Source organism: Clavibacter sp. CT19, assembly GCF_027858075.1.
Lineage (GTDB): Bacteria > Actinomycetota > Actinomycetes > Actinomycetales > Microbacteriaceae > Clavibacter > Clavibacter tessellarius_A.
The window spans coordinates 257,621-283,867 of record NZ_JAQHYR010000002.1 but is presented as its reverse complement, the minus strand read 5'-3'; the positions used below and the strand labels follow the sequence as shown (position 1 = coordinate 283,867).

The window sequence follows — 26,247 nt, the reverse complement described above, 5'->3', positions numbered from 1 at the left end:
CCGTCCGCGGGCTGCCACGGGAGGTGCGCCCGACCGGTGACCGCGGGGGATCCCGGCCGAGCCGACGGGCAGCGCGCACGCGGTGATGACGGGGATGACGGGGATGACGACGCTGCACGCCCCGCCGATCCGCAGTGCGACGTTCACCCTCACGTCCTGTGAGGGATGTTCCCGAGCGCCCTCCGAGCCTCTTAGCCTTCCCCCATGAAGACACGAAGAGGCCTCACCACTGCACTGCTCGGACTCCTCCTCCCGGTCGCGCTCGCGGCGGCAGGAGCATCGGCTGCCTCGGCCTCCGCAGCCGACCCGGGCGCCGTCGCGCGCACCTCCGCCGCCTCGACCGCCGCGACGGCCGCCTCCGGGTGGCTGCACACCGACGGCGGGAGGATCGTCGACGCATCCGGATCCACGTACACCATCCGCGGCGCCGCCTGGTTCGGGCTCGAGTCGTCGGGCTGCGTCCTCCACGGGCTCGACAAGATCACGCTCGACAGCGGCATGAAGCACCTCCACGACATGGGCTTCACCACGGTGCGCCTCCCGTACGCCAACGAGTGCCTCCACGCCTCCAGCACGGCCGACTGGCTGAACGCGAACCCAGACCTGCGGGGCCTGTCCCCGCTGCAGCTCATGGACCGCGTCATCGCCTCCGCCAAGGCCAACGGCCTCAACGTGTTCCTCGACCAGCACCGTCCCACCACGAGCGGGCAGTCCGAGGTCTGGTACACGTCGGACCTCCCGGAGTCGCAGTGGATCTCCGACTGGAAGATGCTCGCGGACCGCTACAAGGACGACCCGACGGTCATCGGCGTCGACCTGCACAACGAGCCGCACGGCCAGGCATCCTGGGGCACGGGCGACACGGCCACCGACTGGCGGCTCGCCGCCGAGCGCGGCGGGAACGCGGTGCTGTCGGTCAACCCGAAGCTGCTCGTCATCGTCGAGGGCACCGACAAGCAGCCCGACGGCTCGGGCACCTGGTGGGGCGGCGCCCTCGGCGCCGCGGGCGACAAGCCGGTCCGGCTGAGCGTGCCGAACCGCGTCGTCTACTCCCCGCACGACTACCCGTCGAGCATCTCCGGCCAGTCGTGGTTCAGCTCGCCCGAGTACCCGAAGAACCTCACGAGCGTGTGGGACACCCACTGGGGCTACCTCGCGAAGACCGGCGTCGCCCCCGTGCTGCTCGGCGAGTTCGGCACCCGGCTGGAGACCACGAGCGACAAGCAGTGGCTGTCCACCCTGGTGTCCTACCTGCAGACCACCGGCATCAGCTCGTCGTTCTGGTCGTTCAACCCCGACAGCAATGACACGGGCGGGCTCGTGAAGAGCGACTGGGTGACCCCGGAGCAGGCGAAGCTCGACGCGATGGCGCCGATCCTGCACCCGGCGGCATCGTCGGGTTCGGGTTCCGGATCCGGCGCCAGTTCCGGCTCGGGATCCGGTTCCGGTGCCCAGCCCGCTCCGCAGCCGCAGCCGCAGCCGGCACCCGCCACGTCGGGCGCCGTGGCGGCGACGTGGCAGCCGGGCGGTTCCTGGTCGTCCGGCTACGTGGCCGATCTCGACATCACCGCGAAGTCCGCCGTCTCCGGGTGGACCGTGTCGTGGGCGAGCTCCGGCACGACCTCCGTCGGGAACAGCTGGGGGATGCGCTGCGGTGTCGCCTCCGGCACGGTGACCTGCACGGGCGCGGACTGGGCAGGTGCGCTGTCCGCCGGCCAGACCGTGCACGTCGGCCTGCAGGCGGCCGGTGGTCCCGCTCCGAGCGCGCCGCAGCTCACCGTCACGAGCCGCTGACCTCCACCTCACCACGGCGCCGGTCGTCGGGCTCCCACCCGGCGGCCGGCGCCGCCGCTCGTTAAGATCGGTCAGTGCCCCGCCCCGCGATCCCGTCCGTGACCATCGCGACCCCGGAGGTGCGGGCGCTCCGCGCCGACCTCGAGGCGGCGCCCTTCACCCTGGCCTCGGCGCTCGGCGTCTGGGGCGACGCGGCCGGGCAGGCCCTGCACCGCGGCAACCGGATCCCCGCCCGCCGCGCCGTCGCCGCTGCGCGCACCGCGGACGGCCTCCCCGCCCCCGCCGCGCTCGCAGCCCTCTTCGTCCTCGGCGACGCCGTGGACGCCGCCGACCTGCGACGCGCACTCCCGGCGCTCGGCCTCGACGGTGCCGCGCGCCTCGGGCTGGTCGAGGTCGACGGCGACCGCGTGCGCCCGGCCGTCGACCTCCGGCCCTACGGCTTCATCGACGCTCACGGCGTCGGCGAGTGGTGGATCGCGTCCGACCTCGGGGAGCTCGCCACGGGCGGCGCCCTCGACGAGGACCACGTGCTCGGCGTCGGCGGCGCGTCGGCGACCCTCAGCGGCCTGATGATCTCCACCCCGGTCGCGAACGCGCTCGACCTCGGCACCGGCTGCGGCATCCAGGCGCTGCACGCCTCCCGCCACGCCGACCGCGTGGTCGCCACGGACATCTCCGCGCGCGCGCTCGCCTTCGCCGCTCTGAACGCGGCGCTCAATGGCGTCACGACCATCGAGCTCCGCCTCGGCAGCCTGTTCGAGCCGGTCGCGGGGGAGCGCTTCGACCACATCGTGTCGAACCCGCCGTTCGTGATCACCCCGCGCGCCGACGGCGTTCCCGCGTACGAGTACCGCGACGCCGGGCTCGTGGGCGACGCGCTCGTGGAGGGGGTGATCGCCGACCTCGCCGACCACCTGACGCCCGGCGGCGTCGCGCAGCTCCTCGGCAACTGGGAGCACCGGGCGGGGGAGCCGGGCCTCGAGCGGGTGGCGGGCTGGCTCGACCGCGCCGCGGCGCGCACGGGAGCCGGCCTCGACGCGTGGGTGGTGGAGCGCGAGGTGCAGGACGCCGCGCTCTACGCCGAGACGTGGATCCGCGACGGCGGCACCCGCGCCGGCACACCGGAGTCCGAGTCGCTCATGGGCGCGTGGCTCGACGACTTCGCCGCCCGCGGGGTGGACGCCGTCGGCTTCGGCTACCTGACCCTGCGTCGTCCCGCCGCGGGCGCGCCGACGCTCCGCCGCCTCGAGCGCCTGCCCGGCGGACTCGGGCACAACCCCACCGGTCTGGGTGAGCACCTCGCCGCGTCGCTCGCCGCGCACGACGGCCTCGCGCTCCTCGACGACGACGCGCTGGCGGCGACCGCGCTCGTGGTCGCGGGCGACGTCACCGAGGAGCGGCACCACTGGCCCGGCGCCGAGGACCCCACCGTGATGATCCTCCGCCAGGGCGCCGGCTTCGGCCGCGAGCTGCCGCTCGACACCGGGTTGGCGGCGCTCGTGGGGGCGTGTGACGGCGAGCTCACCGTCGGAGCCATCGCGGACGCCGTGGCGCAGCTCACGTCCGTGGATGCCGCCGCCCTGCGCGCGGAGCTGCTGCCGCGGATCCGCGCGCTCGTGGCCGACGGGTTCCTGCTGCTGCCGGACGCGGCGGCGGACGCGGATGCGGGACAGGGCGCCGCCCGCCCAGGCGACGACGCCTAGGATCTCCGGGTGACCCGCCGAACCGCCCGCCCCGCCGCCCGCCCCGAGATCCTCCGCGCCGCCGTGCTCGACGCCGCGCTCGTCGTCGTCTTCGTCCTCATCGGGCGCGCCAGCCACGGCGAGGACCTCGCGCCGTCCGGCGTGCTCGGCACCGCGTGGCCGTTCCTGGCGGCGGGCGTCGTGGGCTGGATCGTGGCGCGCGCCTGGCGCGCGCCGTCCCGCATCGTGCCCACGGGCCTCGTGGCGTGGGGCGTCACGGTCGTCGTCGGCATGGTGCTGCGCGCGCTCACCGGGGAGGGCGTGGTGGTGCCGTTCGTGATCACGACCGCGATCATCCTGGGGATCCTGCTCCTCGGCTGGCGCGGCATCGTCGCCGTCGCCGTCCGCCGCCGGGCGCGCGCCTGATCCGAGTCGTCGCGGCTCCGGCGCCGGTCGCGACTAGGCCGCCGCCTCCATCACGGCGATGAGCGCCTTCGCGTAGGCCTCCTCCGCCTCGAGGTCGCGGTGCTCGACCTCCTCGCCGGCGATGACGACGAACACCACGTGAGCGCCGTCCTCGGCCCCGCCGATCTCGCGTCGCAGCGAACGGAAGGCGCCGCCGAGGAGCGCCCGCAGCTGGTCCTCGCGCGGGAGCCACAGGCTGTCCTCGAGGGCGACCGAGTCGAGCGCCCACTCGGTCGTGCCGTTGAAGCCGAGCACCGTCCCGGTCGCGTGCTCGTGCGCCTCGATGGTGAGCTCGCTGATGGTGAAGACGTCCGACTCGAAGCCCTGGCCGCGGATCCGGAACCGGTCGCCGGGCTCGGGCTGCCACTCGAGGCCGAGCTCCAGGAGGGTCGTCGCGTGCGCGGTGGAGATCATCCGTGCAGTATGCCCGGCCCTCCCGGGCGTCGCCTCCGCGGGTGGGGGAATGCCGGTGCATTAGATTCGGGGCACCGACCGCGGCCGCCGACCGCCGCCGTCCGGGACCGGGAGGACCATGCGCGCGACAGTCAAGGACGTGGCCGCGCGCGCCGGCGTCTCCCCGAAGACCGTCTCCAACGTGATCACCGGCCGTGTCGCCGTGAGCCCCGCCACCCGCGAGCGCGTCGAGCAGGCGGTGGCCGCGCTCGACTACGTGCCCAACCTGTCGGCCCGCGGGCTCCGCAACGGACGCACGGGCGTCATCGCCGTCGCGCTGCCGGACCTCGGCACGGCGTACTCCGCGGAGCTCGCGCACCACCTGGTGGAGGTGGCGCACGAGGCCGGGTACAGCATCCAGATGGAGGAGACCGGGTCGCGGCCGGACCGGGAGCGCGACCTCATGTCCCGCGCGCGCGAGCACTTGGTCGACGGCCTGATCCTCAACCCGGTGCTGCTGTCGCAGAGCGCCATCGTGCGCGCGGAGTCGCTGCCGCCCGTCGTGGTCATCGGCGAGGTGGAGCAGGAGATCGCCGACCGGGTGGGGGTCGACAGCGTCCAGGCCTCCTACGACATGACGCGGTTCCTCCTCGGCACCGGTGCCCGGCGCATCGCCGCCGTCGGCACGGCCACGCGCGAGGAGTCGGCGGCGGGCGACCTCCGCCGCATCGGCTACCTCCGGGCGATGGAGGAGGCGGGCGAAGCGCCGATCGAGATCGACCGGACCGGGTGGAACAGCGCGTCCGGCGCCGAGGCCGTCGACTCGTACCTCTCCAGCGGGAACCCGCTGCCCGACGCGCTGTTCTGCTTCACCGACGGCCTGGCCTTCGGCGCTCTGCGGGCGCTCGCCGACCACGGGATCCGCGTGCCCGAGCAGATCCAGGTCGCCGGCTTCGACGACGTCGACCAGTCGCGCTTCTCGATCCCGACCCTCACGACCGTGCACTTCGACATCCGCGCCTACGCGGAGGCGGCGGTCGCCCAGCTCGTGCGGCGCATCGAGGAGCGCGAGGGACCGCCCGTGCACGTCGTGATCCCGCACCGCGTCGTCGTGCGCGGCAGCACGCGCTCGACGCTCGTGGGCTGATCGCTCCGCCCCGGTCCGCGCCGACCCCCGAGATCGACCCCGGAAACGTTGCGCTCGCCATTACAACGATGTAATGATCGTCGCATCACGAAGGAGTGGTCAATGGATCCTGTTGAGGGAAAGGCCGGGGCGCGACCCACGGCGTGGTCGAGGCGTCAGCTGATCATGGGCGGCGCGGCCGCCCTGGGCGGCGCGTTCCTGGTCGGGGGTCTCTCCGGCTGCGCGCCCCAGGTGGCGGCGGCCGGCGGCATCGTCGACCTGAAGTACTGGCACCTGCTGTCCGGCGGCGACGGCATCCGCATGACGGAGATGGTGCGGCAGGCGGAGGCGACCAGCGGCGACTTCGACGTCACCGCCACGGTCCTCGCCTGGGGTCAGCCGTACTACACGAAGCTCGCCATGGCCTCGGTCGGCGGCCGCGCGCCCGACGTCGCCGTGATGCACGCGGCCCGCGTCCCCGGCTTCGCGCCCGGCGGCCTCCTCGACCCCTGGGACCTCGACGTGCTCGCCGAGCTGGGCGTCACCCAGGCCGACTTCGAGCCGCGCGTCTGGGACAAGGGCGTGGTGGACGGGAAGCTCTACTCCATCGCGCTCGACAGCCACCCGTTCGTGATGATGTACAACACCGACATCGCGGGCCAGGCCGGCCTCCTCGGCGACGACGGCCAGCTCGCCCCCCTCGACTCGCCCGAGGCCTTCGCCGACGCGATGCGCGCGATGCAGGGGATCACGGGCGTGCACGGCCTCAGCTACGGCTACCTCGGCGACGGCACCCAGATGTGGCGCCTCTTCTACACGCTCTACAAGCAGATGGGCGGCGAGATGGAGCTGCCCACGGGCGGCCAGGTCGTCTACGACCGCGACAAGGCCCTCACCGCGATCGAGTTCATCCGCACGCTCCTCGACGGCACCATCGCGACCGCGAGCGGCGACGCCGGCACCGCCATCGCCGAGTTCGCCGGCGGCAAGAGCGGCGCGATCTTCACGGGCGTGTGGGAGCTGCCCACGTTCCAGACCGCGAAGCTGCCCTTCGACGCGATGCCGATCCCGACCCTCTACGGGACGCCCGCGTCCTTCGCCGACTCGCACGCGTTCGTGCTCCCGCACCAGAGCGCACCCGATCCGGACAAGCGCCGCAAGAGCTACGAGTTCGTGACCGACCTCCTGAAGAACTCGCTCCAGTGGGCGGGCGCCGGGCACATCCCCGCGTACAAGCCCATCATCGACAGCCCGGAGTACGCGGAGCTGCTGCCGCAGGCGCACTACGCGTACGCGGCCGAGCAGATCGAGTACGACCCGGTGGCGTACTTCACCGGATCCGGCTCGGACTTCCAGACCTTCTTCGCCGAGAACATGCAGAACGTGTTCCTCGGCCGGCAGGATCCCGCGGCCGGCCTCGACGCGTTCATCGGGCAGATCGACGCGCTGCTCGCCAAGCCCAACCCCCTTTAGCGGGCCGCGGCCGCTCCCCGCGGCCCGGCGCCCCATCCTGCGAAACGACGAAGGAGTCCACTCGTGACGACAGCTGCACCACCCGCCCCGGTCGCGCCCGCGACCGGACCCGCCTCCCCGCCTCCCGTCGCGGGCCGCCCGAGCCCGAGGCCGCGCGCGAAGGAGCAGATGCAGGGGATGCTCTTCATCGCCCCCTTCGTCGTCACCTTCCTGCTCTTCCTCGTGTGGCCGGTGCTCTACGGCTTCTACCAGAGCCTCACCGGCCAGAGCCTGACGGGCGCGAACGGCGGCTTCATCGGCTTCGCCAACTACGCCGAGGCGTTCGGCGACTCCCAGATGTGGCGCTCGCTCGGCAATACCGTCGTGTTCACGGTCGCGAGCACCGTGCCCCTCCTCCTCGTCGGGCTGGTCCTCGCGCTGCTCGTGAACCTCGGGCTGCCCGGCCAGTGGCTGTGGCGCCTGTCGTTCTTCCTGCCGTTCCTGCTCGCGTCCACCGTTGTGTCGCTCTTCTGGCTGTGGATGTACAACCCGCAGCTCGGGGTGGTGAACGCGATCGCCGGATCCCTGGGCCTCCCGCAGCCGGCCTGGCTGCAGGACCCGTCCCTCGCCATGGCGAGCGTCGTGATCACCACCGTGTGGTGGACCGTCGGGTTCAACTTCCTCATCTACCTGGCGGCGCTGCAGAACATCCCCGACCAGCAGTACGAGGCCGCGGCCCTCGACGGCGCCGGGAAGTGGCGGCAGCTGTTCTCCATCACGATCCCGCAGCTCGCCCCGACGACGGCGCTCCTCGCGATCCTGCAGGTGCTCGCGTCGCTCAAGGTCTTCGACCAGATCTACCAGATGACCGCGGGCGGCCCCGGCGGCGCGACCCGGCCCATCGTGCAGTACGTCTTCGAGACCGGGTTCACCGGCTTCCGCTTCGGCTACTCGGCCGCCATCTCCTACATCTTCTTCGCCCTGATCGTGGTCATCTCGATCGTGCAGCTCACCGCCACCCGGAGGAAGCCATGACCACCGCCACCCGCCCCGCCTTCTCCGCCGGCACGCTGGCCCGCAAGCCGGCCACGACCTCGGCCGCCCGCGCCGGGCGCACGGGGACCCCGCGGTTCGCGCCCTCGCGCATCGCGGCGCTGCTGATCCTCCTCGTGCTCGCGGCCGCGTGGCTGCTGCCGTTCCTGTGGGCGGTGCTCACGTCCTTCAAGTCCGAGACGGACGCGGCGGCGTTCCCCGTGACGCTCTTCCCCGCCGGCGGCTTCACGCTCGACGCCTACGCCTCGGTGCTCAAGGGCGGCACCATCCCCCTGTGGACGTGGAACAGCCTGCTCACGAGCAGCGTGATCACGGTGGTGGCGGTCGTGTTCTCCGCGCTCGCCGGCTACGCGCTCAGCCGCATCGACTTCCGCGGACGCAAGGTGCTGATGGGCGCGATCGTGGCGTCGATCATCGTGCCCCCGCAGATCCTGATCGTCCCGCTCTTCTACCAGATGCTGTCGTTCGACCTCATCGACACCCTCTGGGCGGTGATCCTGCCGCAGCTCGTGCACCCGGCCATGGTCTTCATCCTGAAGGCGTTCTTCGACCAGATCCCGATCGAGCTGGAGGACGCGGCGCGCGTCGACGGCGCCGGCCGGGTGCGCGTGTTCCTGCAGATCGTGATGCCGCTGTCGCGCCCCATCCTCTCGGCGGTGGCGATCTTCATCTTCATCGGCGCGTGGAACAACTTCCTCTGGCCGTTCATCGCGACCAACGACTCGAGCCTCATGACGCTCCCGGTCGGGCTGCAGACGGTGAAGAGCGCCTACGGCATCCAGTACGCGCAGAACATGGCGTCGGCCGTGCTCGCGGCGCTGCCGCTGATCGTGGTGTTCCTCTTCTTCCAGCGCCAGATCATCAAGGGCATCTCGACGACCGGGTTCGGCGGGCAGTGACCCGCACGACGACGGCCCGCCCCGCGCGATGCGGGACGGGCCGTCGTCGTCGTGGCGGAGCGACGGTCAGCTGACGGGGCCCTCCGTGAGGGTGACCTCGGCCGTCTTCTGCGCGCCGGCCGCGGTGGTCCAGCCGAGCTTGATGCGGTCGCCCGGCTTGTGGCCGGAGACCGCGGTGCTGAGCTCGGACGCGGAGGCGACGGGCTTCCCGTCGACCGAGGTGACGACATCGCCCTGCGCGAGCCCGGCCTTCGCGGCACCGGATCCGTTGACGACGCCGGAGAGCGGCGCGCCCGCGACGGTGCCCGGCTGGTTCGCGAGCAGCACGCCGAGGAACGCGGGGTAGCCGATCTTCACGGTGCCGGACTCGACGCCGTTCTCGATCTGCTTCGCGATGGACATCGCGCGGTCGATGGGGATGGCGAAGCCCGTGATGTCGGCGGATCCGCTCGAGGCGGCCGTGTCGATCCCGACGACCTCGCCGTCGGCGTCCTTCAGCGGTCCGCCGGAGTCGCCGGAGACGATGGGCGCGTCCGTCTGGATCATGTCGGTGAGCGTCTCGCCGGCCGCCGTGCCCTCGGACTGCGTCGTCACCGACTGGCCGAGAGCGGTGACCGCGCCGGACGCCGCCGTGAGCGTTCCCGTGCCGCCCGCGTTGCCGACGCCCGTGACGGCCTCGCCGACCTGGACGCCGTCGGAGTCGATCTTCGCCGGGGTGAGGCCGGATGCGCCCTCGAGCTTCAGCACGGCCACGTCGTTCGTGGCGTCGGTGCCGACGACCTTCCCCACGTACGCCTTGCCGGTGGACTCGACGGTGACGCGGATGCTCGTGGCGCCGCTGACGACGTGGTTGTTGGTGAGGATGGTGCCGTCGGACGACAGGATGATGCCGGTGCCCGCGCCCGCCGCGTTCTCGTAGGTGAGGGCGGAGTCGACGGTGACGACGCCGGAGATCTGGTCGGCCGACGCCTCGGGGGAGGTCTCCGAGGCGCCGGTGCCGGATCCGGATCCGCGCTGATTGCCGGAGCCGCCGTCGGATCCCTGCCCGGTGCCGCCCGTGCCGCGTCCGTGGCCGTGGCCCTGCCCGGGGACGAAGGAGCCGGGGTCCTGGACGCGGGAGTCGCCGGCCGCCGTGGAGTGGCGCCCGAGGTCGGCCATGAAGCCGACCGCGGTGCCGCTGCCGAAGGCGAGGAGGAGGGCGAGGGCGGAGGCACCGGCGATGAGCCCGGTGCGGAGGCCGCGGCCCATCCGCTTCGGCGGGACGGGGTGGCCCGCGGCGTCCACCTGCAGGGGGCGGCCGAACGCGTCGGTCGCGGGCGCGGGCCAGGGCGATCCGGCTGGGGCGCCGTGCCCGACGGACGGCGACGCGGTGGCGTACGCGGCGGTCGGGGCGGCGGGGCCGGCCGCGGCGGGTCCGGTCGGGGCGGCCCAGGCTGCGGTGCCGGTGGTGGAGGTGGGAGTCGCGTCGGTGGGAGGCGTGGTGGCGGAGGTGGGAGTCGCGTCGGTGGAGGGCGCGGGGGTGGTCGTGCCGGCGTCGCCGGCCGGGGCCTCGTCCGGACGTCCGGTCGGCTCCTGCGGTGTCTCGTTCATGACGGTCCTTCGTGTCTCGGGTGGCCCGGTGGGGGCGATGAGGAGATCACACCGCCCGTCCCTATGAGCAGCCCATGACGAGCACGAGCGTCGGCCATGGATCGCGGCACCCCCGGCGCCCGGCCCGGCGCCCGCCCCGCGCGTAGGCTCGACGCATGGAGCAGAGAAGCCTCGGCAGGACCCATCGGAACGTCTCGGTCATCGGACTCGGGACCTGGCAGCTCGGCGGGGACTGGGGTGACGTCGCCGAGGACGACGCGCTCGCCGTGCTCGATGCGGCGGCCGACGCGGGCATCACCTTCTTCGACACCGCCGACGTCTACGGCGACGGCCGCAGCGAGACGATCATCGGATCCTGGCTCCGTGCGCACCCGGGCTCCGGCGTCACGGTCGCCACGAAGATGGGCCGCCGCGACGCGCAGGATCCCGCGAACTTCACCCTCGACCGCTTCCGCGAGTGGACCGACCGCTCGCGCCGCAACCTCGGGGTCGACACGCTCGACCTCGTGCAGCTGCACTGCCCGCCCACGCCCGTCTTCTCGAGCGACCGCGTCTACGACGCCCTCGACGAGCTCGTCGCCGACGGCGCCATCGCGTCCTACGGCGTGAGCGTCGAGACGACCGACGAGGCCCTCCTCGCCATCGCGCGGCCGGGCGTCGCGAGCGTGCAGATCATCCTCAACGCGTTCCGCCTCAAGCCGCTCGACCGGGTGCTGCCCGCTGCGGCGGAGGCCGGGGTCGGCGTCATCGCGCGCGTCCCGCTCGCCTCGGGCCTCCTCAGCGGCCGCTACTCGGCGGACACGACCTTCGCCGAGACCGACCACCGCAGCTTCAACCGCAAGGGCGAGGCGTTCGACGTCGGCGAGACCTTCTCCGGCGTCGACTACGAGCAGGGCGTCACCGCGGCGCGCGAGTTCGCCGCGGCCGCGCACGAGGCCGCGCCCGACCTCACGCCCGCGCAGGTCGCGCTCGCCTGGATCGTGCAGCGCGAGGGCGTCTCCACGGTGATCCCCGGCGCGCGCAACGCGGAGCAGGCACGCGCCAACGCGCAGGCCGGCGACGCCCCCGCGCTCGGCGAGGTCTTCGAGCGGCAGGTGGCCGACATCTACGACCGGTGCTTCCGCGAGGCCGTGCACCCGCGCTGGTAGCCGCCCGCACGTGCGACGGCCCCGACCCGCTCTGCGCGGGTCGGGGCCGTCGATCGTGGGAGACCGCTACTGCAGCTTGTCGCAGGCGGACGACATCTGCGTCTTCAGGTCGGCGCTGAGGGGCTGGCCGACCCCGGGGGCGATCTGGTCGGCGAGGGCCGTGATCTGCTGGCCGGCCGCCGCGGCGCCGTTCTCGGGCGAGGCGGAGATCTCGGTGCCGAGGTCGCGGAACGCCTGGACGTCCGACTCCTCGAGCGTCGACTTGTCCTTGAGACCGCAGGCGATCTCGCGGGTCTTCGCGGCGATGGCCTCTTTGGATCCGGTCGCGGCGGCGTCGCCGGAGCCGGCGCTCGCGCTCGCGTCGGGCGTGGGGGCGGCGGCCTCGGCGGGGGCGCTCGCGGAGGCGGAGGGCGCGGGGGTGGCGGCGTCGTCGGCGGCGGGCGAGCTGCAGCCGGCGAGCGTCAGGCCGAGGACGAGCCCGAGCCCGGCGATCCCGGCCCGCAGGCGTCGCGTGGTCAGAGGGGTCTGCTGAGAGGTCATGCCCTCACACTATCCAGCCGGGCGGCTCCGTTTTCCGCGGGGGCGGGAACTCTGGGGTGCGGAGCGGACCCGCGCTGGCAGCCCGCGTGTCAGGTGACGATGGCGACGGGCTCCGTGTCCGGGATCGGCCCGGCGTCGCGTCCGCGGAGGTCCGGACTGTGGCGGTGGAACACGGCGGCGATCGCGGTGCCCGCGGCGAGCAGCGCGGCCGCCACGACGAAGGCGCCCTGCGCGCCCTGTGCGTCGATGACGAAGCCGGCGGCCGCGGACCCGAGGGCCGCGCCGATGAGCTGGCCGGTGCCGACCCAGCCGTACGCCTCGGCGGTGTCGCTGAACCGCACCGACGAGGACACGACCGCGAAGAGCACCGCGAGGGCGGGCGCGATGCCCACGCCCGCCAGGAAGAGGAACACGGAGAGCCAGGCGAACTGCATCCAGACGGCGGCGAGGGCCGTGCCGACCAGGATGATCGTGAGCCGCCGGGCCATGGCCCACGGGCTGATGGGGATGTGCCCGAGCGACAGGCCGCCGATGAGCGAGCCGACCGCGAAGATCGCGAGCACGAAGCCGGCCTCCGGGCCGCCGTGCCCGTAGACCGCGACGACGCCCGCCTCGATGGCGGAGCACGCGGCGATGAGGAGGAAGCCGACCACGGTGCTGAGGAGCACGGGCGGGCGCCCGAGCACGACGCCGAAGCGGCGCTTGCTGCGCGGGATGCGCACCCGGCCGAGCTCGGGGGAGGAGATGAACCACGCGCCGCCGCCGACCAGGAACGCCGCCGCGACGAGGATCCCGGCGCTCGTGTCGACCTGGATCGCGAGGAAGGTCGCGATGACGGGCCCGAGGACCCAGATGATCTCCTGTGCCGAGGCGTCGAGCGAGAACAGGGGCGTGAGCTGCTTGGAGTTGACCATCTTCGGGTAGATGGTGCGGACGGCGGGCTGCACGGGCGGGTTGGCGAGGCCGGCGACGAGGCCGAGCACCATGAAGACCGGGACCGAGGTGCCCGCGTCGCCGAGCGCCACGGCGACGACGGCGACGGTGCAGACGATGGACGTGAGGACGAGGACGGGCCGCATGCCCCAGACGCCCATCCACCGGCTGGTGAGGGGACCGGCCACGGCCTGGCCGATGCTCGTCGCGGCCAGCACGAGGCCGGCTGCGCCGTACGAGTCGTGGATCCGCTCGACGTGCATGAGGAACGCGAGCGAGAGCATGCCGCCGGGGAAGCGCGCCACGAGCTGGGCGGCGATGATCCGGCCCACGCCGCGGGTCTTGAGGAGGCTTCCGTACGTGCTCACGAGGGTCAGATCCTACCGTCCGTGAGGCATCCGCCCGCAGCCCCGGGCGCCACCGGACAGGGATGTCGGGGGACCTCCGTAGCCTGTGGAACCTGTGGACAAGTCCGCGGAGTTGTCCACACCTGTGGACGACACGCCCACTACATATGGGGTTGGGCTCGGCCGGGGGCCCGCATATATAGTGATGGGACCGCGGGACACCCCGCCGCCTTTGCTCCCCGGAGCCGGGCGGATGAGGGCCCGCCGAGCATTTCCCCTGGTGAGGACCAGGGCTGGTGAGGCACATGGCGCGGCGGGCACGACCCGCACCGCGTCGCCGCCGACAGCAGGACGGTCCGCAGCCGATCAGGGCGGACGACGAAGACGACGAGGAGCAGAGTGTCCATCACCGTAGTGAAGCGCGACGGCACGCGGGAGCCGTACGACGCGAACCGCATCAACCTGGCCATCGAGGACGCCACGCAGGGCCTCGATGAGAACATCGGCTGGGTCACGCAGATCGCGTCCGAGCTGGAGATCACCCTCTTCGACGGGATCACCACGCAGCAGCTGGATGAGGCGGTCATCCAGGTCGCGCTCCAGAACGTGAAGGACGACCCGGCGTTCGACACCGTCGCGGCGCGCCTCCTCCTCAAGACCATCTACAAGCGCGTCCTCGGCGACTACTCGTCGCCCGAGGAGCTCAAGCGCCTCCACGCGGAGCACTTCGCCCGCAACATCCAGCGCGGCGTCGACGAGATGCTCCTCGACTCCCGCCTCGTGCAGCTGTTCGACCTGGAGCGCCTCGCCCAGGCCCTGGAGCCCGCGCACGACGAGCTGCTCAAGTACATCGGCGTCGTCACGCTGAACAACCGCTACGGCATCAAGGGCCGCAACGGCGACGCCCTCGAGGTGCCCCAGTACTTCTGGATGCGCATCGCGATGGGCCTCACGCTCAACGAGCAGGACCCGACCGCGACCGCCATCGCCTTCTACGAGAAGATGTCGAAGCTCGAGTACCTCGCGGCCGGCTCCACCCTCGTCAACGCGGGCACCATCTACCCGCAGCTCGCGAACTGCTTCGTCATGGAGATGCAGGACGACATCGAGCACATCGCGAAGACCACGCGCGACGTCATGTGGCTCACCAAGGGCACGGGCGGCATCGGCCTCTCCGTCTCCAAGCTGCGCGCGCAGGGCTCGCCCATCCGCTCGAACAACACCACCTCCACGGGCCCCATCCCGTTCATGCACACCATCGACTCGGTGCTCCGCGCCGTCAGCCGCGGCGGCAAGAAGTTCGGCGCCCTGTGCTTCTACATGGAGAACTGGCACCTCGACTTCCCCGAGTTCCTCGACCTGCGCCAGAACTCGGGCGACCCGTACCGCCGCACCCGCACCGCCAACACGGCCGTGTGGATCAGCGACGAGTTCATGAAGCGCGTCCAGAACGACGACGACTGGTACCTCTTCGACCCGCTGGAGGTCTCCGACCTCAACGAGCTGTACGGCAAGGCGTTCTCGGAGCGCTACGCGTTCTACGTCGGCGAGGCCGAGGCCGGGCGCATCCGGATGTTCAAGCGCATCAAGGCGCGCGAGCAGTTCAAGTCGATCCTCATCTCGCTCCAGACCACCAGCCACCCGTGGCTGACCTGGAAGGACACGATCAACAACCGCGCCCTGAACAACAACACGGGCACGATCCACCTCTCGAACCTCTGCACCGAGATCACGCTGCCGCAGGACGAGGACAACGTCTCCGTCTGCAACCTGGCGTCCATCAACCTGTCGCAGCACTTCGCCGACGGCAAGATCGACTTCGCGAAGATCGAGCAGAGCGCGCGCCTCGCGGTGCGCCAGCTCGACAACCTCATCGACATCACGCGCTCCAGCGTGAAGGAGGCGGACTTCTCCAACCAGCAGAACCGCGCGGTGGGCCTCGGCGTCATGGGCTTCACCGACGTCGTGGAGAAGCTCGGCTTCTCGTACGAGTCGGAGGAGTCGTACGACCTCATCGACGAGATCATGGAGCACGTCTCCTACGCGGCCATCGACGAGTCGGCCGATCTCGCCAAGGAGCGCGGCGCGTACCCGAACTTCGCGGGCTCGCGCTGGTCGGAGGGCCTCGTGCCGCTCGACTCGATCGCGCTCATGGAGGCCGACCGCGGCGTGCCCGTCAAGGTCAACCGCACCACGCGCCTCGACTGGGACGCGCTCCGCGCCAAGGTCAAGGGCGGCATGCGCAACGCGACGCTCATGGCGATCGCGCCCACCGCGTCCATCGGCCTCGTCGCCGGCACCACGCCCGGCCTCGACCCGCAGTTCTCGCAGATCTTCAGCCGCTCCACCTCCTCGGGCAAGTTCCTCGAGGTCAACCGGAACCTGGTGAAGGACCTGCAGGAGCTCGGCCTCTGGGAGACCGTGCGCGAGAGCATCCTGCGCAGCCAGGGCGACATCCAGAACATCGCCGCCATCCCGGACTCGGTCAAGGCCACGTACCGCACGAGCTTCCAGCTCTCGCCGTACGCGTTCCTCGAGGTCGCGGCCCGCGCGCAGAAGTGGATCGACCAGGCCATCAGCCGCAACATGTACCTCGAGACGCGCGACCTCGGCGACATGATGGACATCTACTTCGCCGGCTGGGAGCGCGGGGTCAAGACCACGTACTACCTGCACATGAAGCCGCGTCACACCGCCGAGCAGTCGACCGTCAAGGTCGACAAGTCGCAGGACGCCGACGGCACCAAGCGCAAGGGCTTCGGCGGATTCGGCGGCGGCGCTCCCGCGGCCGTGCCCGCCACCGCGGCTCCCGCATCCACCGCGACCGCGGACGCCCCGGCGCCGCAGTCCGCTCCGGCGCCCCGCAAGGGCTTCGGCTTCGGCGGAGTGGGAGGTGCACGCTGATGAACGACGACACGTTCGGCGACTACGTCGTCCCCATGGACCCCATGGACGAGCTCCAGTGCGACTCCTGCCAGTAGGCAGGACCGCCGCAGCGGGTCGCGCAGCCCGCGCGGCGCGACCCGCCCCCACACGAACGACGAGCTAGAAGCAACAGGGAAGAAGAAGCAGATGTCGAAGATCCTCGGCACGGGAATCCAGGAGGGCCTCCTCCTCAAGCCCGTCAACTACCAGTGGGCCATGGACCTGTACGACCAGGCCGTCGCCAACACGTGGTTCCCCAACGAGATCCAGCTCGGCGAGGACATCGCGGACTTCAAGAAGATGACGGACGAGGAGCGCCACGCGATCACGTTCCTCATGAGCTACTTCAACCCGAACGAGCTCCTCGTGAACAAGGCGCTCGCGTTCGGCGTCTACCCCTACATCAACGCGCCGGAGTGCCACCTCTACCTGGCGAAGCAGATGTGGGAGGAGGCGAACCACTGCATGTCGTTCGAGTACGTCCTGGAGACGTTCCCGATCGACCGCGAGGCCGCGTACAACTCCCACGTCGACATCCCGTCGATGGCCCGCAAGGAGGAGTTCGAGGTCAAGTTCATCAAGCGCATGACCGAGCAGACCCTCGACATCACCACCACCGAGGGCAAGAAGGACTTCGTCCGGAACCTCGTCGCGTACAACGTGATCCTCGAGGGCATCTGGTTCTACTCGGGCTTCATGGTGTCGCTGTCGTTCCGCCAGCGGAACCTGCTGCGCAACTTCGGCTCGCTCATGGACTGGATCGTGCGCGACGAGTCGCTGCACCTCAAGTTCGGCATCAACCTCATCCTCACGGTGCTCGAGGAGAACCCCGACCTGCAGACGGAGGAGTTCGCCGCCGAGATCAAGCAGATGATCCTCGACGCCGTCGAGATGGAGGAGCAGTACAACCGCGACCTCCTGCCGAACGGCATCCTCGGCCTCAACGCGAACTACATCAACCAGTACGTGAAGTACCTGGCCGACCGCCGCCTGGAGGAGCTCGGCTTCGAGGCCGAGTACAAGGTCTCCAACCCGGCGAAGTGGATGGCCACGGCGAACGACACGCTGCAGCTCGTCAACTTCTTCGAGTCGACCAACACGTCGTACGAGTCGAACGCGTCCGCCACGGTCGGCGCCAAGTAGGACCGCACCACCCGCCGCGGAAGACCGCGGCGCCGCACCACCTCACCACCCGACGCCGCCCGCGCCGCGCATCCGTCGATGCCGGGGCGGGCGGCGTCGTGCCGCCGCCCGCATCACCATCGCCGCCATCGAGAGGGCCCATGGACCAGCAGCACGACTCCGCCCCGCGTCACGTCGCCCGCGACGGGCGGGCCTACCGCACCGAGGTCGTGGGGTGGGACGACCCGCGCGGCGCCCGGATGCGCCGCGCCATGGAGGACGAGATGGACGTCCGCTACGAGGGTCGGCACGCCGACGACCCGGACTGGCCGGCGAAGGCCGCCGTCGCGTTCGCGATCGACCCCGCCGACGTCGAGGCGGTCGTGCTGCTCGTGCCGGAGGGCGACGATCGCGAGGCGGCCGCGCACGGCGTCATCCGTCGGCTGCGCGGCGAGCTGGAGCTGAAGAAGGTCGTCGTGGATCCGGCGCACCGCGGCACGGGGCTCGCCCGCGTGCTCATGGCCGAGCTCGAGCGGGTCGGACGGGAGCGCGGCGCGCACCGGATGATCCTGCAGACCGGCGACCGGCAGCCCGACGCCGTGCGGCTCTACGCGACGGCCGGCTGGCTGCCGATCGACGTGTACCCGCCGTACATCCCGGTCACGAACTCGATCTGCTTCGAGAAGCCGCTGCGCTGAGGGCGTCGTCGACGAGGAGGGCGAGCAGGTCGGCGAAGGCGAGGCCGTCGGCGGCGAAGCTGCGCGGGACCTGCGACGCGGCGGTGCAGCCCGGCGTCGTGTTCACCTCGTTGAGGACGGGGCCGTCCGCGGTGAGGAAGAAGTCGACGCGGACGACGCCGCGGCAGTCGAGCGCCTCCGCCATGCGGGTGGCCGCGTCGTGCAGGGCGGCCAGCTCCTCGGGCGCGAGCGGGGCGGGGATGGCGAAGCGGGCCTCGCCGCCGTACTTCGTCTCGGCGTCGAACACGCCGTCGGCGAGGATCTCCACCGCGGGGCCGATGCGCACCGCGCCGTCCGCGGCGCGGATGACGGGCAGGTCGATCTCGCGGCCCGACATCAGGTCCTCGACCAGCACGCGGTCGTCGACGGCGAAGGCGTCCGCGAGCGCGGCGGGCAGGTCTCCGGCGGACTCCGCGAGGCCGACGCCGTGGCTGGATCCGCCCACGGCCGGCTTCACGATGACCGGGTGGTCCCATGCGTACGCGGCCGCCGAGCCGCGCGTGAGCTGCACGCCGGGCGCGACCGCGATGCCGATCGAGGTCGCCAGGAGCTTGGTCTGCAGCTTGTCCATGCCGATGGCGCCCGCGCGCACGCCGGACCCGACGTAGGGGACGCCCGCGAGCTCGAGGAGCGCGGCGATCGTGCCGTCCTCCCCGTCCTGCCCGTGCAGCATCGGGATGGCGACGTCGCAGCCGGCGAGGACGTCGATCGCACCGGCCAGCGTGAGCGCCCGGCCGGACGCGTCGAGCCAGCCGTGGTCGCGCAGCAGGGTGAGCGGGACGGCGTCGAAGCGCGCCGGGTCGAGCGCGGCGGCGACGCCCGCGGCGGAGGCCAGCGACACGTCGTGCTCGGTGCTCCTCCCGCCGCCGATGACGGCGACGCGCGTGCATGCGGCGTCCCGGGCGGTGCGGGGGGCGTGGGGGGTTGCGGTCATGCGCGGATCTCCGTCCGGTCGCGGGGCGGGGCGGGGGTGCCGGATGCGTCGGCCGGGGTCGGGGCCGGGTCGACGGACGCGGACCCCACGTCGCCGTGCGTCGCGAGGGCGCTCCCGACGGCGGTGAGGACCTCGTGCGGGATGGTGCCGGCCCAGCGGGCCCAGTCGCCCGCGGTGGGCGCGCCATCGGATCCGTCGCCGAGCACGACGGCCTCGTCGCCGACCGAGTCCGCGGAGCCGGGGCCGAGGTCGACGACGGTCTGGTTCATGGACAGCACGCCGGCGACCGGCACCCGGCGGCCGGCGACCTGCACGGAGGCGAGCGGGGAGGCGGCCCGGGGGAGGCCGTCCGCGTAGCCGACGGGGAGCAGGCCGAGCATCGTGTCGCGCTCGGCGGTCCAGGTGCCGCCGTACCCGACGGACGTGCCCGCATCGACGCGGCGCACGTCCATCAGCGGGGCGCGGAGGGTCAGCGCCCAGCGGAGGCCGGCGGATCCGCTCGCGTCGATCCCGGCGAGGCCGGCGCCGATCCGCACCAGCGTGCCGCGCGAGGCGGGATCGAGGAGGGCGGCGGCGGACCCGGCGGCGTGGCGCTCCTCGGGATCCAGCCCCGCAGCGAGGAGGGCCTCCCAGGCGCGCTCGAAGGCCCGGCGCTGGGCCTCGTTCGCGGGAGCCGCCGGGCGGTCCGCCGAGGCCATGTGCGTCATGGCGCCGACGACGCGGATCCGGCCGCGTCGCTCGGCCTCGGCGGCGCGAGCGGCGAGGAGCTCCCAGTCCGCCTCGGGGAAGCCCTCGCGCGTGAGCCCGGTGTCGATCTGCAGGTGCACGCGGGGCGCGCCGTCCGCGTCGATCGCGCGTCCGAGCTCCGCGAAGGTGCCCACCGCCACGTCCACGCGGTGCTCGGCCGCGACCGCGAAGTCGACGACGGCCGTGTTCAGCCAGCTGAGCGCGGGCACGCGGATGCCGGCCAGGCGGAGGCGCACGGCGTGCTGCACGGCGGTCACGCCGATCCAGGTCGCGCCGCCCTCGATGCCCGCGCGCGCCGCGGTGAGCGCTCCGAGCCCGTAGCCGTCGGCCTTGACGACGGCCATGACGGGCGTCCCCGTCCACGCGGCGAACACCGCCGTGTTGTGCCGGATCGCGTCCGGGTGGACCTGGGCGCGCACCTCGCCTCGGGGGTCGTTCACGCGCCGTCACCGCCCTGCCCGGACGGGAGACCGTCCTCGAGCACGGGACTGCGCATCCCGCAACCCTAGGGGGTCGAGGCGTCGATCCCGCCTGCGAGCATGGGGGACATGTGGATCACCCTCACGCCGGCCGAGCTGGATCACGCCCTCCGCACCCGCGACGACGTCCGGGTCCTCGACGTGCGCTGGTCGCTCGGCGGCCCTCCCGGCCGGCCGCTGCACGAGGCCGGGCACATCCCGGGAGCCGTGTACGTCGACCTCGACGAGGAGCTGTCGCGGCACGGTGCGCCGGAGGAGGGGCGGCATCCGCTGCCGGATCGGGAGGCGCTGCAGGAGGCGGCCCGGCGCTGGGGGATCCGGACGGGCGACGTCGTCGTGGCGTACGACGGCGGGGGCGGCCTCGCGGCGGCCCGGGCCTGGTGGGTGCTGCGTGACGCCGGGATCGCCGACGTGCGGATCCTCGACGGCGCGCTGCCCGCCTGGACCGCGGCCGGGCTGCCGCTCGAGACCGGCCCGGTGGTGCCGGCGCCCGGCGACGTGACGCTCACCTCCGGGCTCCTCGCCGTGGTCGACGAGGCCGGCGCCGCCCGCGTCGCGCACGACGGCGTCCTGCTCGACGCGCGCGCGGGGGAGCGGTACCGCGGGGAGGTCGAGCCGTGGGATCCGCGCGCCGGCCACATCCCGGGCGCCCGCAGCGCGCCCTCCTCGGACGCGCTCGACGCCGACGGCGCGTTCCGCTCGGCCGCGGAGCTGCGCGCGCGGTACGCCGGGCTCGGCGTGCCGGAGGCGGGGGAGGTCGCGGTGTACTGCGGGTCCGGCGTCAGCGCGGCGCTCGAGGTCGCGGCGCTCCGCATCGCCGGGATCGACGCGGCCCTGTACCCCGGATCCTGGTCGGCGTGGGCGAACCGGCCCGAGCTGCCGGCCGCGACCGGTGCGGAACCGGGCGGGCACTGACGCCGTCGCGTGCGGCACGTCGGGCGGGGACCGACGCCGTCGCGTGCGGCGCGCCGGGCGGGGCGAGGTCGCCGGGCGCGACGGCCGGCGTCAGACGAGACGGCCGGCGTCCAGCGTGAGCACCCGATGCGCGCGGAGGGCCGCCGCGTCGCTGTGCGTGATGAGCAGGACCGCGAGGCCGGTGCGCGTGCACGCGTCGTCGAGGGCGTCGAGCACCTGGCGCTCCGCCGGGGGATCCAGGGACGCCGTGACCTCGTCGCACACCAGCAGGGTCGGTGCCGCGGCCATCGCCCGGGCGATCGCGACGCGCTGGCGTTGACCGCCGCTCAGCTCGTGCGGCCGGCGGTCGAGCAGGCGCGGATCCAGCCCGAGGCGCTCCAGCAGCTCGGCCGGAGCGGCGGGGACGGCGCCCTGGCGGACCGCGGCACGGCCGGCACGCGCGATGGCCGTGCGCACCGTCTCCTCCGGGTGCAGCGCCGTGCGGGAGTCCTGGAGGACCAGCCCCACGAGCATCCTCTCGGCACGACGGCGGTCGTCGCCCGACCAGGGGACCCGGCGGCCGTCCACGCGCAGCTCGCCCGCCTCCGGCGCGAGCAGGCCGGCGAGCGCGCGGCCGACGCTCGTCTTCCCGGACCCGGACCGGCCGCGCAGGGCCAGGATCCCGCCGGGCGGGATGCGGAAGGAGCCTCCGTCGACGACCGCAGCGCCACCGAGGCGGATGCGGAGGTCGACCACATCGACGCCGGCGGGGGCCGCGCCGCCGGCGGGGGCCGCGTCGTCCGGGGTGTGACCGGGCGCCTCGCGTGGGAGGCGCGCGGCCGGCTCCGTCGCCCGGGATCGCGGGGTCGCCCTTCCACCGGCGCGTGCGGGCCCCGCGTCCGCCGGGACGGCCGGCTCGCCGAGCACCCCGTCGCGCAGGGTGAGGATGCGGGCGCGGGAGCGCGCGAGGACGTCGGGGGCGTGGCTCGCGAGGACGACGGCCGGGAGCCAGGGGAGGTCGGCGAGGCGGCGCGCGACCAGGTCGGCGGTCTCGGCGTCCAGGTCGCTCGTGGGCTCGTCGAGGAGGACCACCGCGGGACGGCCGACGAGCAGCGCGGCCAGGATCACGCGCTGGGCCTGACCGCCCGAGAGCTCGCATCCGCGTCGGTGCAGCAGCGCGGGGTCGAGGTGGGCGTCGTGGGCGGCCGCGAGCACGAGCCGGTCGAGCTCCGCGCGCCCGGAGCGGCCCGTGGACCGCCGGGCTCGCGAGCGCAGGTGGTGCATCGCCGTCCGCGCGGGATCGAGGGCGCTCGCGGGATCCTGCGGCAGGTGGCCGACGACGCGTCCGCGCAGGAGGCGTCGGCCGGCCGGGGCGAGGGGATCCGCGCCATGGACGCGGACGGTGCCGGCCGCGACCCGCATGCCGGGAGAGACGTGGCCGACGAGCGCGTGCAGGATGGTCGACTTGCCGCTGCCAGACGGCCCGGACAGCCCGACGACCTCGCCGGGCGCGACGCGCAGGTCGATCGCGCGGAGGAGCGGCGGTCCGGCGGTGCCGGGTGCGGACGTCCCGTGGATAGTGAGGCCCCGGACGTCGATGGCGTGGATCATCGGTCGACCCCGCGACGCCGGCCGGACGCGTCCACGGCCAGCGTGACGCCCAGCGAGACGGCCACGAGGAGCCCGGCGGGGACGAGGGTCGCGAGCGGGTTCGCGCGGAGGCCGACCACGTCCTCGCGGACCATGCGCCCCCAATCCGCGGCGGGCGCGCTGGCGCCGACGCCGAGGAAGCCGGCGGTCGCGGCGATCTGGAGCGCGGCGATGAAGCGGAGGCCCGCGTCCGCCAGGGCGACCCGGCGGATCCCGGGGAGGATGTCGTGTCGCAGCCGGCTGCCGATCCCGTCGCCGCGCGAGCGGGCGACCATCACGTGGTCGGCCGCCGCGACGGCGCGCGTCCGCTGCCGGATGACGCGCACCGAGAAGGGCGCGCTCACGAGGGCGATGGCGGCGACGATCGCGGCCGGCTGCCCGGGAGCGCCCGCCGCGATGACGAGCAGGACCAGCAGCGCCGGCAGGGCGGTCACCGCGTCGAGGATGCGCACCGCCGCGTCGGCCCGGCGGGAGGGGCGGAGTCCCGACCAGATCCCGATCGCGAGTCCGGCGGCGCTCGCCGCGAGGGTCGCGCCCAGGGCCTCGAGCACGAGCCCCTGCCCGCCGGCCGCCACGCGCGCGAGCAGATCGCGCCCCAGCAGCTCCGTGCCGAGCGGATGCGCGGCGTCGGGCCCCGCGAACGGCCGGCCGACGACCTGGTCCGGCGAGCCGAGCGGCAGCAGCGGCCCGAGGAGGGCGGCGCCGACGACGGCCGCGGCGAGCACCAGGGCGGCGACGCGGGCGCGCGATCCGCCGGGCGCGTCGGTCATCCGCCCACCCGCTCGGCGCCCCGGCGGCGTCGGAGGAGGGCCGCGCCGACGTCGCCCGCGAGCACGATCGCGAGGGCCGTGGCGCCGAGCGTCAGCGCGACGGCCTCCACCGTGGGCACGTCCCGCGCGGACACCGCGCGCGTGAGCTCCAGGCCGATGCCCGGGAGGCCGAACAGCGTCTCGACGACGATCCCGCCGCCGAGCAGGCCGGCGGCCACCAGCGTCAGCGACTGCAGCGCGGGAGCCGCGGCGTTCGGCAGCACGTGCACGAGTGCGAGGCGGACGCCGCGGGCCCCGTTCAGCCGTGCGTGCTCGATGAACGGCGCGCGCATCACGTCGACGACGGCGGCCCGCATCATGCGGGCGGCCGGCCCGGCTCCGCCGAGCGCGAGCGTCGCGACGGGCAGCACGAGCACCTCCGGATGCTGCCACGCGCTGTCGCCGAGCGGCAGGAGGGCCACCGCCGGGAGCAGCGGGACGAGGGAGGTGAGGAGCGCGAGCAGCGCGGTGGCGGTGAGGAAGTCCGGGGTCGACATCGTGAGCACCGTCAGGGCGGTGAGCATCCGGTCGGCCGCGCTGCCCTCCCGCATGCCGGACGCGAGGCCGACCCCGGTCGCGGTCGCCGCGATGACCGCCACCGCGATCGCGGTGACCGTCAGCGTGTCGGTCAGGCGCTCGGCGACCAGCGGCGTGATCTCGCGGCCGGAGACCAGCGACCGGCCGAGGTCGCCGTGCAGGGCGGCGAGGACCCAGGAGAGGTACCTCTCCGCCACGGGCCGGTCGAGGCCGAGATCCGTCCGCAGGGCGTCGCGTTCCGACGGGGTCGCGCCGCTGCCCGCGAGCGCGCCCGAGGCGTCGCCCGGGAGCGCGGACGCGCTCCCGAAGACGACGACCGAGAGCGCCACGAGGGTCACGATCGCGGCGCCGAACCGCCCGGCGATCCACCGGCCGAGCGGCGCCGCGGCGCTCACCGCGCCGCGACCGTCGCCCGGGACAGGTCGGGGAACTGCAGCTCGCGGATGCCGCCGACGCCGTCGGCTCGCGCGCTGACGGAGGGCACGAACACCGGCGCGATCGTGTACCCCTTCTCCCACAGGATCCGCTGCGCCCGGTGCGACGCGGCGAGCCGTGCGTCCGGGGTGGCGGCGCTGCGGGCCTCGGCGACGAGCGCATCCGCCTCGGGCAGGGCGCCGGGCACGTGGTTCGGCTCGAAGAGCGCCGGCGGCGTGTACCCGGCCGCGAACGGCAGCTTCTGGTACGCGGCGTAGTCGGCGTAGAGCTGGCCCGCCGGCAGCTCGGAGAGGGTCGCGTCCACGCCGATCGCGCGGAGGTCCTGCACGATGAGGGTGGCCGTCTCGACCATGCCGGGCAGCTCGGGGCCCGCCGTGAGCGTCACGGACATGCCGCTCTGGCCGGCGTCGGCGAGCAGCGCCCGCGCCCGGTCCGGGTCGTGCTCGCGCACCGGCAGGGTCGTGTCGTAGCTCGGGAAGCCGAGCCCCGGCACGTCGTCGCCCGCGAACGCGTGGCCGAAGTACACGGTGTCGACGATCTGCTGCCGGTCGATCGCGAGCTTGAACGCCTCCCGCACGCGCTCGTCGGCGAACGGGGCGAACGCCGGGTTCATGGCGAACTGGAGGGAGGAGGCGTACGGCAGCTCGCTCGTGGAGACGGTGATCCCGGACGCTCCCTGCAGCTCCTGGGCCTGCGCCGGGGCGAGTCCGCTCGCGTAGTCGACCTGGCCCTGGCGCAGGGCGTCCTCGCGGGCGGTCGCGTCGGACACGGACAGCAGCTCGATGGAGTCGAGCGTCGGCCCGGTGCCGAGCGCGGTGCCGTAGAAGCTCGGGTTCCGGGTGAGGACCGTGCTGCGCCCGGGCTCGAACCCGCTGATGGTGAAGGGCCCGGAGGACGGCGTCGTCGGGGTGAACTCCGTGGTGCCGTCCTTGATGGCGAGCATGCTCTGGCAGATGAGCTGGCGCCCGTCGGCGACCGGGTGGCGCGTCGGCAGCGTGACGGTGAGGTCGTCCACGGCGGCGGCGGCATCCACGTCGAGGTCGCGGGCGACGATCTGCGTGAAGGGCAGGCCGTGCAGCAGCCCGGGCGCGCGGAGCGAGTAGATGACGTCCGCGGCCGTGAGCGTGGATCCGTCGGTGAACGGCACGTCGGGCCGCACGTGCAGCGTGTAGGAGGAGAGGTCGGGGCTCACGTCGATGGAGGAGAGGGCGCCGTAGGCGACGCCGTCCGCGGCGGACGCGTCGAGCTCGCAGAACGGCGCGTGCACCAGCCGGGCCCGCACGTAGTCGAGCGCGGTCGGGCCGACGAGGTAGTCGAGGGTCTCGGACGCGCCGCCGCCGGGGAACGCCGCGCGGAGCGTGCCGCCCGTCGCGGCGTCCGCGGAGCCGGCGGGCGACGAGGCGCAGCCGGACAGCGCCGCCGTCATCGCGACGGCGACGAGCGCCGCGGTGGTCGCGGGGTGCCTCCTGGGGAGCGTGGTCATGGGATCCTCCGTGCAGCTGCGTGGGCTCCGCGCGACGGCGCGGGTCGAGGCGCAGGCTAGCCGCTTATCGAGA

At 73.5% G+C, this 26,247-nt stretch carries 22 protein-coding genes; 12 read left to right on the top strand and 10 right to left on the bottom strand.

The features are described 5' to 3' along the window. Positions 1–204: 204 nt before the first annotated feature. The 3 genes from PED38_RS03545 to PED38_RS03535 all read left to right on the top strand — a co-directional run bounded on the left by PED38_RS03545 (position 205) and on the right by PED38_RS03535 (position 3,902). Positions 205–1,794 carry a cellulase family glycosylhydrolase gene (locus PED38_RS03545; RefSeq protein ID WP_270979798.1) on the top strand — a complete coding sequence of 530 codons (1,590 nt, stop codon included), beginning with the start codon at positions 205–207 and terminating at the stop codon, positions 1,792–1,794. Positions 1,795–1,868: 74 nt separating this feature from the next. Further along, a complete protein-coding gene (locus tag PED38_RS03540) occupies positions 1,869–3,497 on the top strand; it encodes a DUF7059 domain-containing protein (protein WP_270979796.1) in 1,629 nt (542 codons plus the stop codon). Between the two features lie 9 nt (positions 3,498–3,506). Next, positions 3,507–3,902 carry a DUF3054 domain-containing protein gene (locus tag PED38_RS03535; RefSeq protein ID WP_270979795.1) on the top strand — a complete coding sequence of 132 codons (396 nt, stop codon included), beginning with the start codon at positions 3,507–3,509 and terminating at the stop codon, positions 3,900–3,902. A gap of 33 nt (positions 3,903–3,935) precedes the next feature. On the opposite strand, the gene PED38_RS03530 is transcribed toward PED38_RS03535, so the two are convergent. Further along, positions 3,936–4,355 (bottom strand): pilus assembly protein CpaE, encoded by a 420-nt coding sequence (locus PED38_RS03530; protein WP_270979793.1) that lies wholly within the window; start codon positions 4,353–4,355, stop codon positions 3,936–3,938. Between the two features lie 118 nt (positions 4,356–4,473). Between PED38_RS03530 and PED38_RS03525 the strand changes: the two genes are divergently transcribed. From PED38_RS03525 to PED38_RS03510, 4 genes are all read left to right on the top strand, one after another. Continuing rightward, positions 4,474–5,481: a LacI family DNA-binding transcriptional regulator gene (locus tag PED38_RS03525; protein ID WP_270979792.1), complete on the top strand. Its 1,008-nt coding sequence runs from the start codon at positions 4,474–4,476 to the stop codon at positions 5,479–5,481. Positions 5,482–5,583: 102 nt separating this feature from the next. Then, the gene (locus tag PED38_RS03520; protein ID WP_270979791.1) at positions 5,584–6,933 is read left to right on the top strand and encodes an extracellular solute-binding protein; all 1,350 of its coding nucleotides are present in this window, start codon (positions 5,584–5,586) and stop codon (positions 6,931–6,933) included. A gap of 63 nt (positions 6,934–6,996) precedes the next feature. Beyond that, positions 6,997–7,947: a carbohydrate ABC transporter permease gene (locus PED38_RS03515; RefSeq protein ID WP_270979790.1), complete on the top strand. Its 951-nt coding sequence runs from the start codon at positions 6,997–6,999 to the stop codon at positions 7,945–7,947. Beyond that, on the top strand, positions 7,944–8,864 hold the full coding sequence (locus tag PED38_RS03510; protein WP_063071426.1) for a carbohydrate ABC transporter permease: 921 nt from the start codon (positions 7,944–7,946) through the stop codon (positions 8,862–8,864). The genes PED38_RS03515 and PED38_RS03510 overlap by 4 nt, the downstream gene beginning before the upstream one ends. Before the next feature lie 66 nt (positions 8,865–8,930). Here PED38_RS03510 and PED38_RS03505 read toward each other — a convergent pair whose 3' ends face one another. Then, positions 8,931–10,454 carry a S1C family serine protease gene (locus tag PED38_RS03505; RefSeq protein ID WP_270979788.1) on the bottom strand — a complete coding sequence of 508 codons (1,524 nt, stop codon included), beginning with the start codon at positions 10,452–10,454 and terminating at the stop codon, positions 8,931–8,933. A gap of 155 nt (positions 10,455–10,609) precedes the next feature. Between PED38_RS03505 and PED38_RS03500 the strand changes: the two genes are divergently transcribed. Beyond that, positions 10,610–11,602, top strand: a complete 993-nt coding sequence (locus tag PED38_RS03500; protein ID WP_270979787.1) for an aldo/keto reductase — start codon at positions 10,610–10,612, stop codon at positions 11,600–11,602. A gap of 66 nt (positions 11,603–11,668) precedes the next feature. On the opposite strand, the gene PED38_RS03495 is transcribed toward PED38_RS03500, so the two are convergent. Both PED38_RS03495 and PED38_RS03490 read right to left on the bottom strand, forming a co-directional pair. Continuing rightward, complete coding sequence (locus PED38_RS03495) at positions 11,669–12,142, bottom strand: hypothetical protein (protein WP_270979785.1); 474 nt, start codon at positions 12,140–12,142, stop codon at positions 11,669–11,671. 89 nt (positions 12,143–12,231) lie between these two features. After that, a complete protein-coding gene (locus PED38_RS03490) occupies positions 12,232–13,443 on the bottom strand; it encodes an MFS transporter (protein ID WP_214582559.1) in 1,212 nt (403 codons plus the stop codon). 378 nt (positions 13,444–13,821) lie between these two features. On the opposite strand from PED38_RS03490, the gene PED38_RS03485 reads away from it, so the two are divergent. The 3 genes from PED38_RS03485 (at position 13,822) to PED38_RS03475 (ending at position 18,167) form a co-directional block, all read left to right on the top strand. Then, a complete protein-coding gene (locus tag PED38_RS03485; protein WP_270979783.1) occupies positions 13,822–16,326 on the top strand; it encodes a ribonucleoside-diphosphate reductase subunit alpha in 2,505 nt (834 codons plus the stop codon). Between the two features lie 168 nt (positions 16,327–16,494). Beyond that, positions 16,495–17,490 carry a ribonucleotide-diphosphate reductase subunit beta gene (locus PED38_RS03480; protein ID WP_012039117.1) on the top strand — a complete coding sequence of 332 codons (996 nt, stop codon included), beginning with the start codon at positions 16,495–16,497 and terminating at the stop codon, positions 17,488–17,490. Positions 17,491–17,630: 140 nt separating this feature from the next. Beyond that, positions 17,631–18,167 carry a GNAT family N-acetyltransferase gene (locus PED38_RS03475; RefSeq protein ID WP_063071431.1) on the top strand — a complete coding sequence of 179 codons (537 nt, stop codon included), beginning with the start codon at positions 17,631–17,633 and terminating at the stop codon, positions 18,165–18,167. On the opposite strand, the gene PED38_RS03470 is transcribed toward PED38_RS03475, so the two are convergent. Together PED38_RS03470 and alr are read right to left on the bottom strand one after the other, a co-directional pair. Continuing rightward, positions 18,130–19,140 carry a D-alanine--D-alanine ligase gene (locus PED38_RS03470; RefSeq protein WP_270979774.1) on the bottom strand — a complete coding sequence of 337 codons (1,011 nt, stop codon included), beginning with the start codon at positions 19,138–19,140 and terminating at the stop codon, positions 18,130–18,132. The two genes, PED38_RS03475 and PED38_RS03470, sit on opposite strands and share 38 nt — an antisense overlap. Then, positions 19,137–20,327, bottom strand: a complete 1,191-nt coding sequence (alr, locus tag PED38_RS03465) for an alanine racemase (protein WP_270979772.1) — start codon at positions 20,325–20,327, stop codon at positions 19,137–19,139. Before alr ends, PED38_RS03470 begins: the two co-directional genes overlap by 4 nt. A 108-nt stretch (positions 20,328–20,435) precedes the next feature. Here alr and PED38_RS03460 point away from each other — a divergent pair, with 108 nt between their 5' ends. Next, positions 20,436–21,281: a sulfurtransferase gene (locus PED38_RS03460; protein ID WP_270979770.1), complete on the top strand. Its 846-nt coding sequence runs from the start codon at positions 20,436–20,438 to the stop codon at positions 21,279–21,281. A gap of 90 nt (positions 21,282–21,371) precedes the next feature. Here the strand turns inward: PED38_RS03460 and PED38_RS03455 are convergent, their stop codons facing one another. From PED38_RS03455 to PED38_RS03440, 4 genes are read right to left on the bottom strand one after another with little or no spacing between them, the layout of a single operon-like run. Next, positions 21,372–22,871, bottom strand: a complete 1,500-nt coding sequence (locus PED38_RS03455) for an ABC transporter ATP-binding protein (RefSeq protein ID WP_270979768.1) — start codon at positions 22,869–22,871, stop codon at positions 21,372–21,374. Then, positions 22,868–23,680 carry an ABC transporter permease subunit gene (locus PED38_RS03450; protein WP_270979766.1) on the bottom strand — a complete coding sequence of 271 codons (813 nt, stop codon included), beginning with the start codon at positions 23,678–23,680 and terminating at the stop codon, positions 22,868–22,870. The genes PED38_RS03455 and PED38_RS03450 overlap by 4 nt, the downstream gene beginning before the upstream one ends. Next, a complete protein-coding gene (locus PED38_RS03445) occupies positions 23,677–24,651 on the bottom strand; it encodes an ABC transporter permease (protein ID WP_270979764.1) in 975 nt (324 codons plus the stop codon). Before PED38_RS03445 ends, PED38_RS03450 begins: the two co-directional genes overlap by 4 nt. Then, positions 24,648–26,174: an ABC transporter substrate-binding protein gene (locus PED38_RS03440; RefSeq protein ID WP_270979763.1), complete on the bottom strand. Its 1,527-nt coding sequence runs from the start codon at positions 26,172–26,174 to the stop codon at positions 24,648–24,650. Before PED38_RS03440 ends, PED38_RS03445 begins: the two co-directional genes overlap by 4 nt. Positions 26,175–26,247 lie beyond the last annotated feature (73 nt).

Bases quoted from the DNA above. Each gene is read 5' to 3' on its own strand.
- PED38_RS03495 (WP_270979785.1), bottom strand. From the start codon at position 12,142: ATGACCTCTCAGCAGACCCCTCTGACCACGCGACGCCTGCGGGCCGGG.
- PED38_RS03475 (WP_063071431.1), top strand. From the start codon at position 17,631: ATGGACCAGCAGCACGACTCCGCCCCGCGTCACGTCGCCCGCGACGGG.
- PED38_RS03455 (WP_270979768.1), bottom strand. From the start codon at position 22,871: ATGATCCACGCCATCGACGTCCGGGGCCTCACTATCCACGGGACGTCC.
- PED38_RS03545 (WP_270979798.1), top strand. From the start codon at position 205: ATGAAGACACGAAGAGGCCTCACCACTGCACTGCTCGGACTCCTCCTC.
- PED38_RS03510 (WP_063071426.1), top strand. From the start codon at position 7,944: ATGACCACCGCCACCCGCCCCGCCTTCTCCGCCGGCACGCTGGCCCGC.
- PED38_RS03480 (WP_012039117.1), top strand. From the start codon at position 16,495: ATGTCGAAGATCCTCGGCACGGGAATCCAGGAGGGCCTCCTCCTCAAG.
- PED38_RS03530 (WP_270979793.1), bottom strand. From the start codon at position 4,355: ATGATCTCCACCGCGCACGCGACGACCCTCCTGGAGCTCGGCCTCGAG.
- PED38_RS03505 (WP_270979788.1), bottom strand. From the start codon at position 10,454: ATGAACGAGACACCGCAGGAGCCGACCGGACGTCCGGACGAGGCCCCG.
- PED38_RS03460 (WP_270979770.1), top strand. From the start codon at position 20,436: ATGTGGATCACCCTCACGCCGGCCGAGCTGGATCACGCCCTCCGCACC.
- PED38_RS03440 (WP_270979763.1), bottom strand. From the start codon at position 26,174: ATGACCACGCTCCCCAGGAGGCACCCCGCGACCACCGCGGCGCTCGTC.
- PED38_RS03520 (WP_270979791.1), top strand. From the start codon at position 5,584: ATGGATCCTGTTGAGGGAAAGGCCGGGGCGCGACCCACGGCGTGGTCG.
- PED38_RS03525 (WP_270979792.1), top strand. From the start codon at position 4,474: ATGCGCGCGACAGTCAAGGACGTGGCCGCGCGCGCCGGCGTCTCCCCG.
- PED38_RS03500 (WP_270979787.1), top strand. From the start codon at position 10,610: ATGGAGCAGAGAAGCCTCGGCAGGACCCATCGGAACGTCTCGGTCATC.
- PED38_RS03470 (WP_270979774.1), bottom strand. From the start codon at position 19,140: ATGACCGCAACCCCCCACGCCCCCCGCACCGCCCGGGACGCCGCATGC.
- PED38_RS03450 (WP_270979766.1), bottom strand. From the start codon at position 23,680: ATGACCGACGCGCCCGGCGGATCGCGCGCCCGCGTCGCCGCCCTGGTG.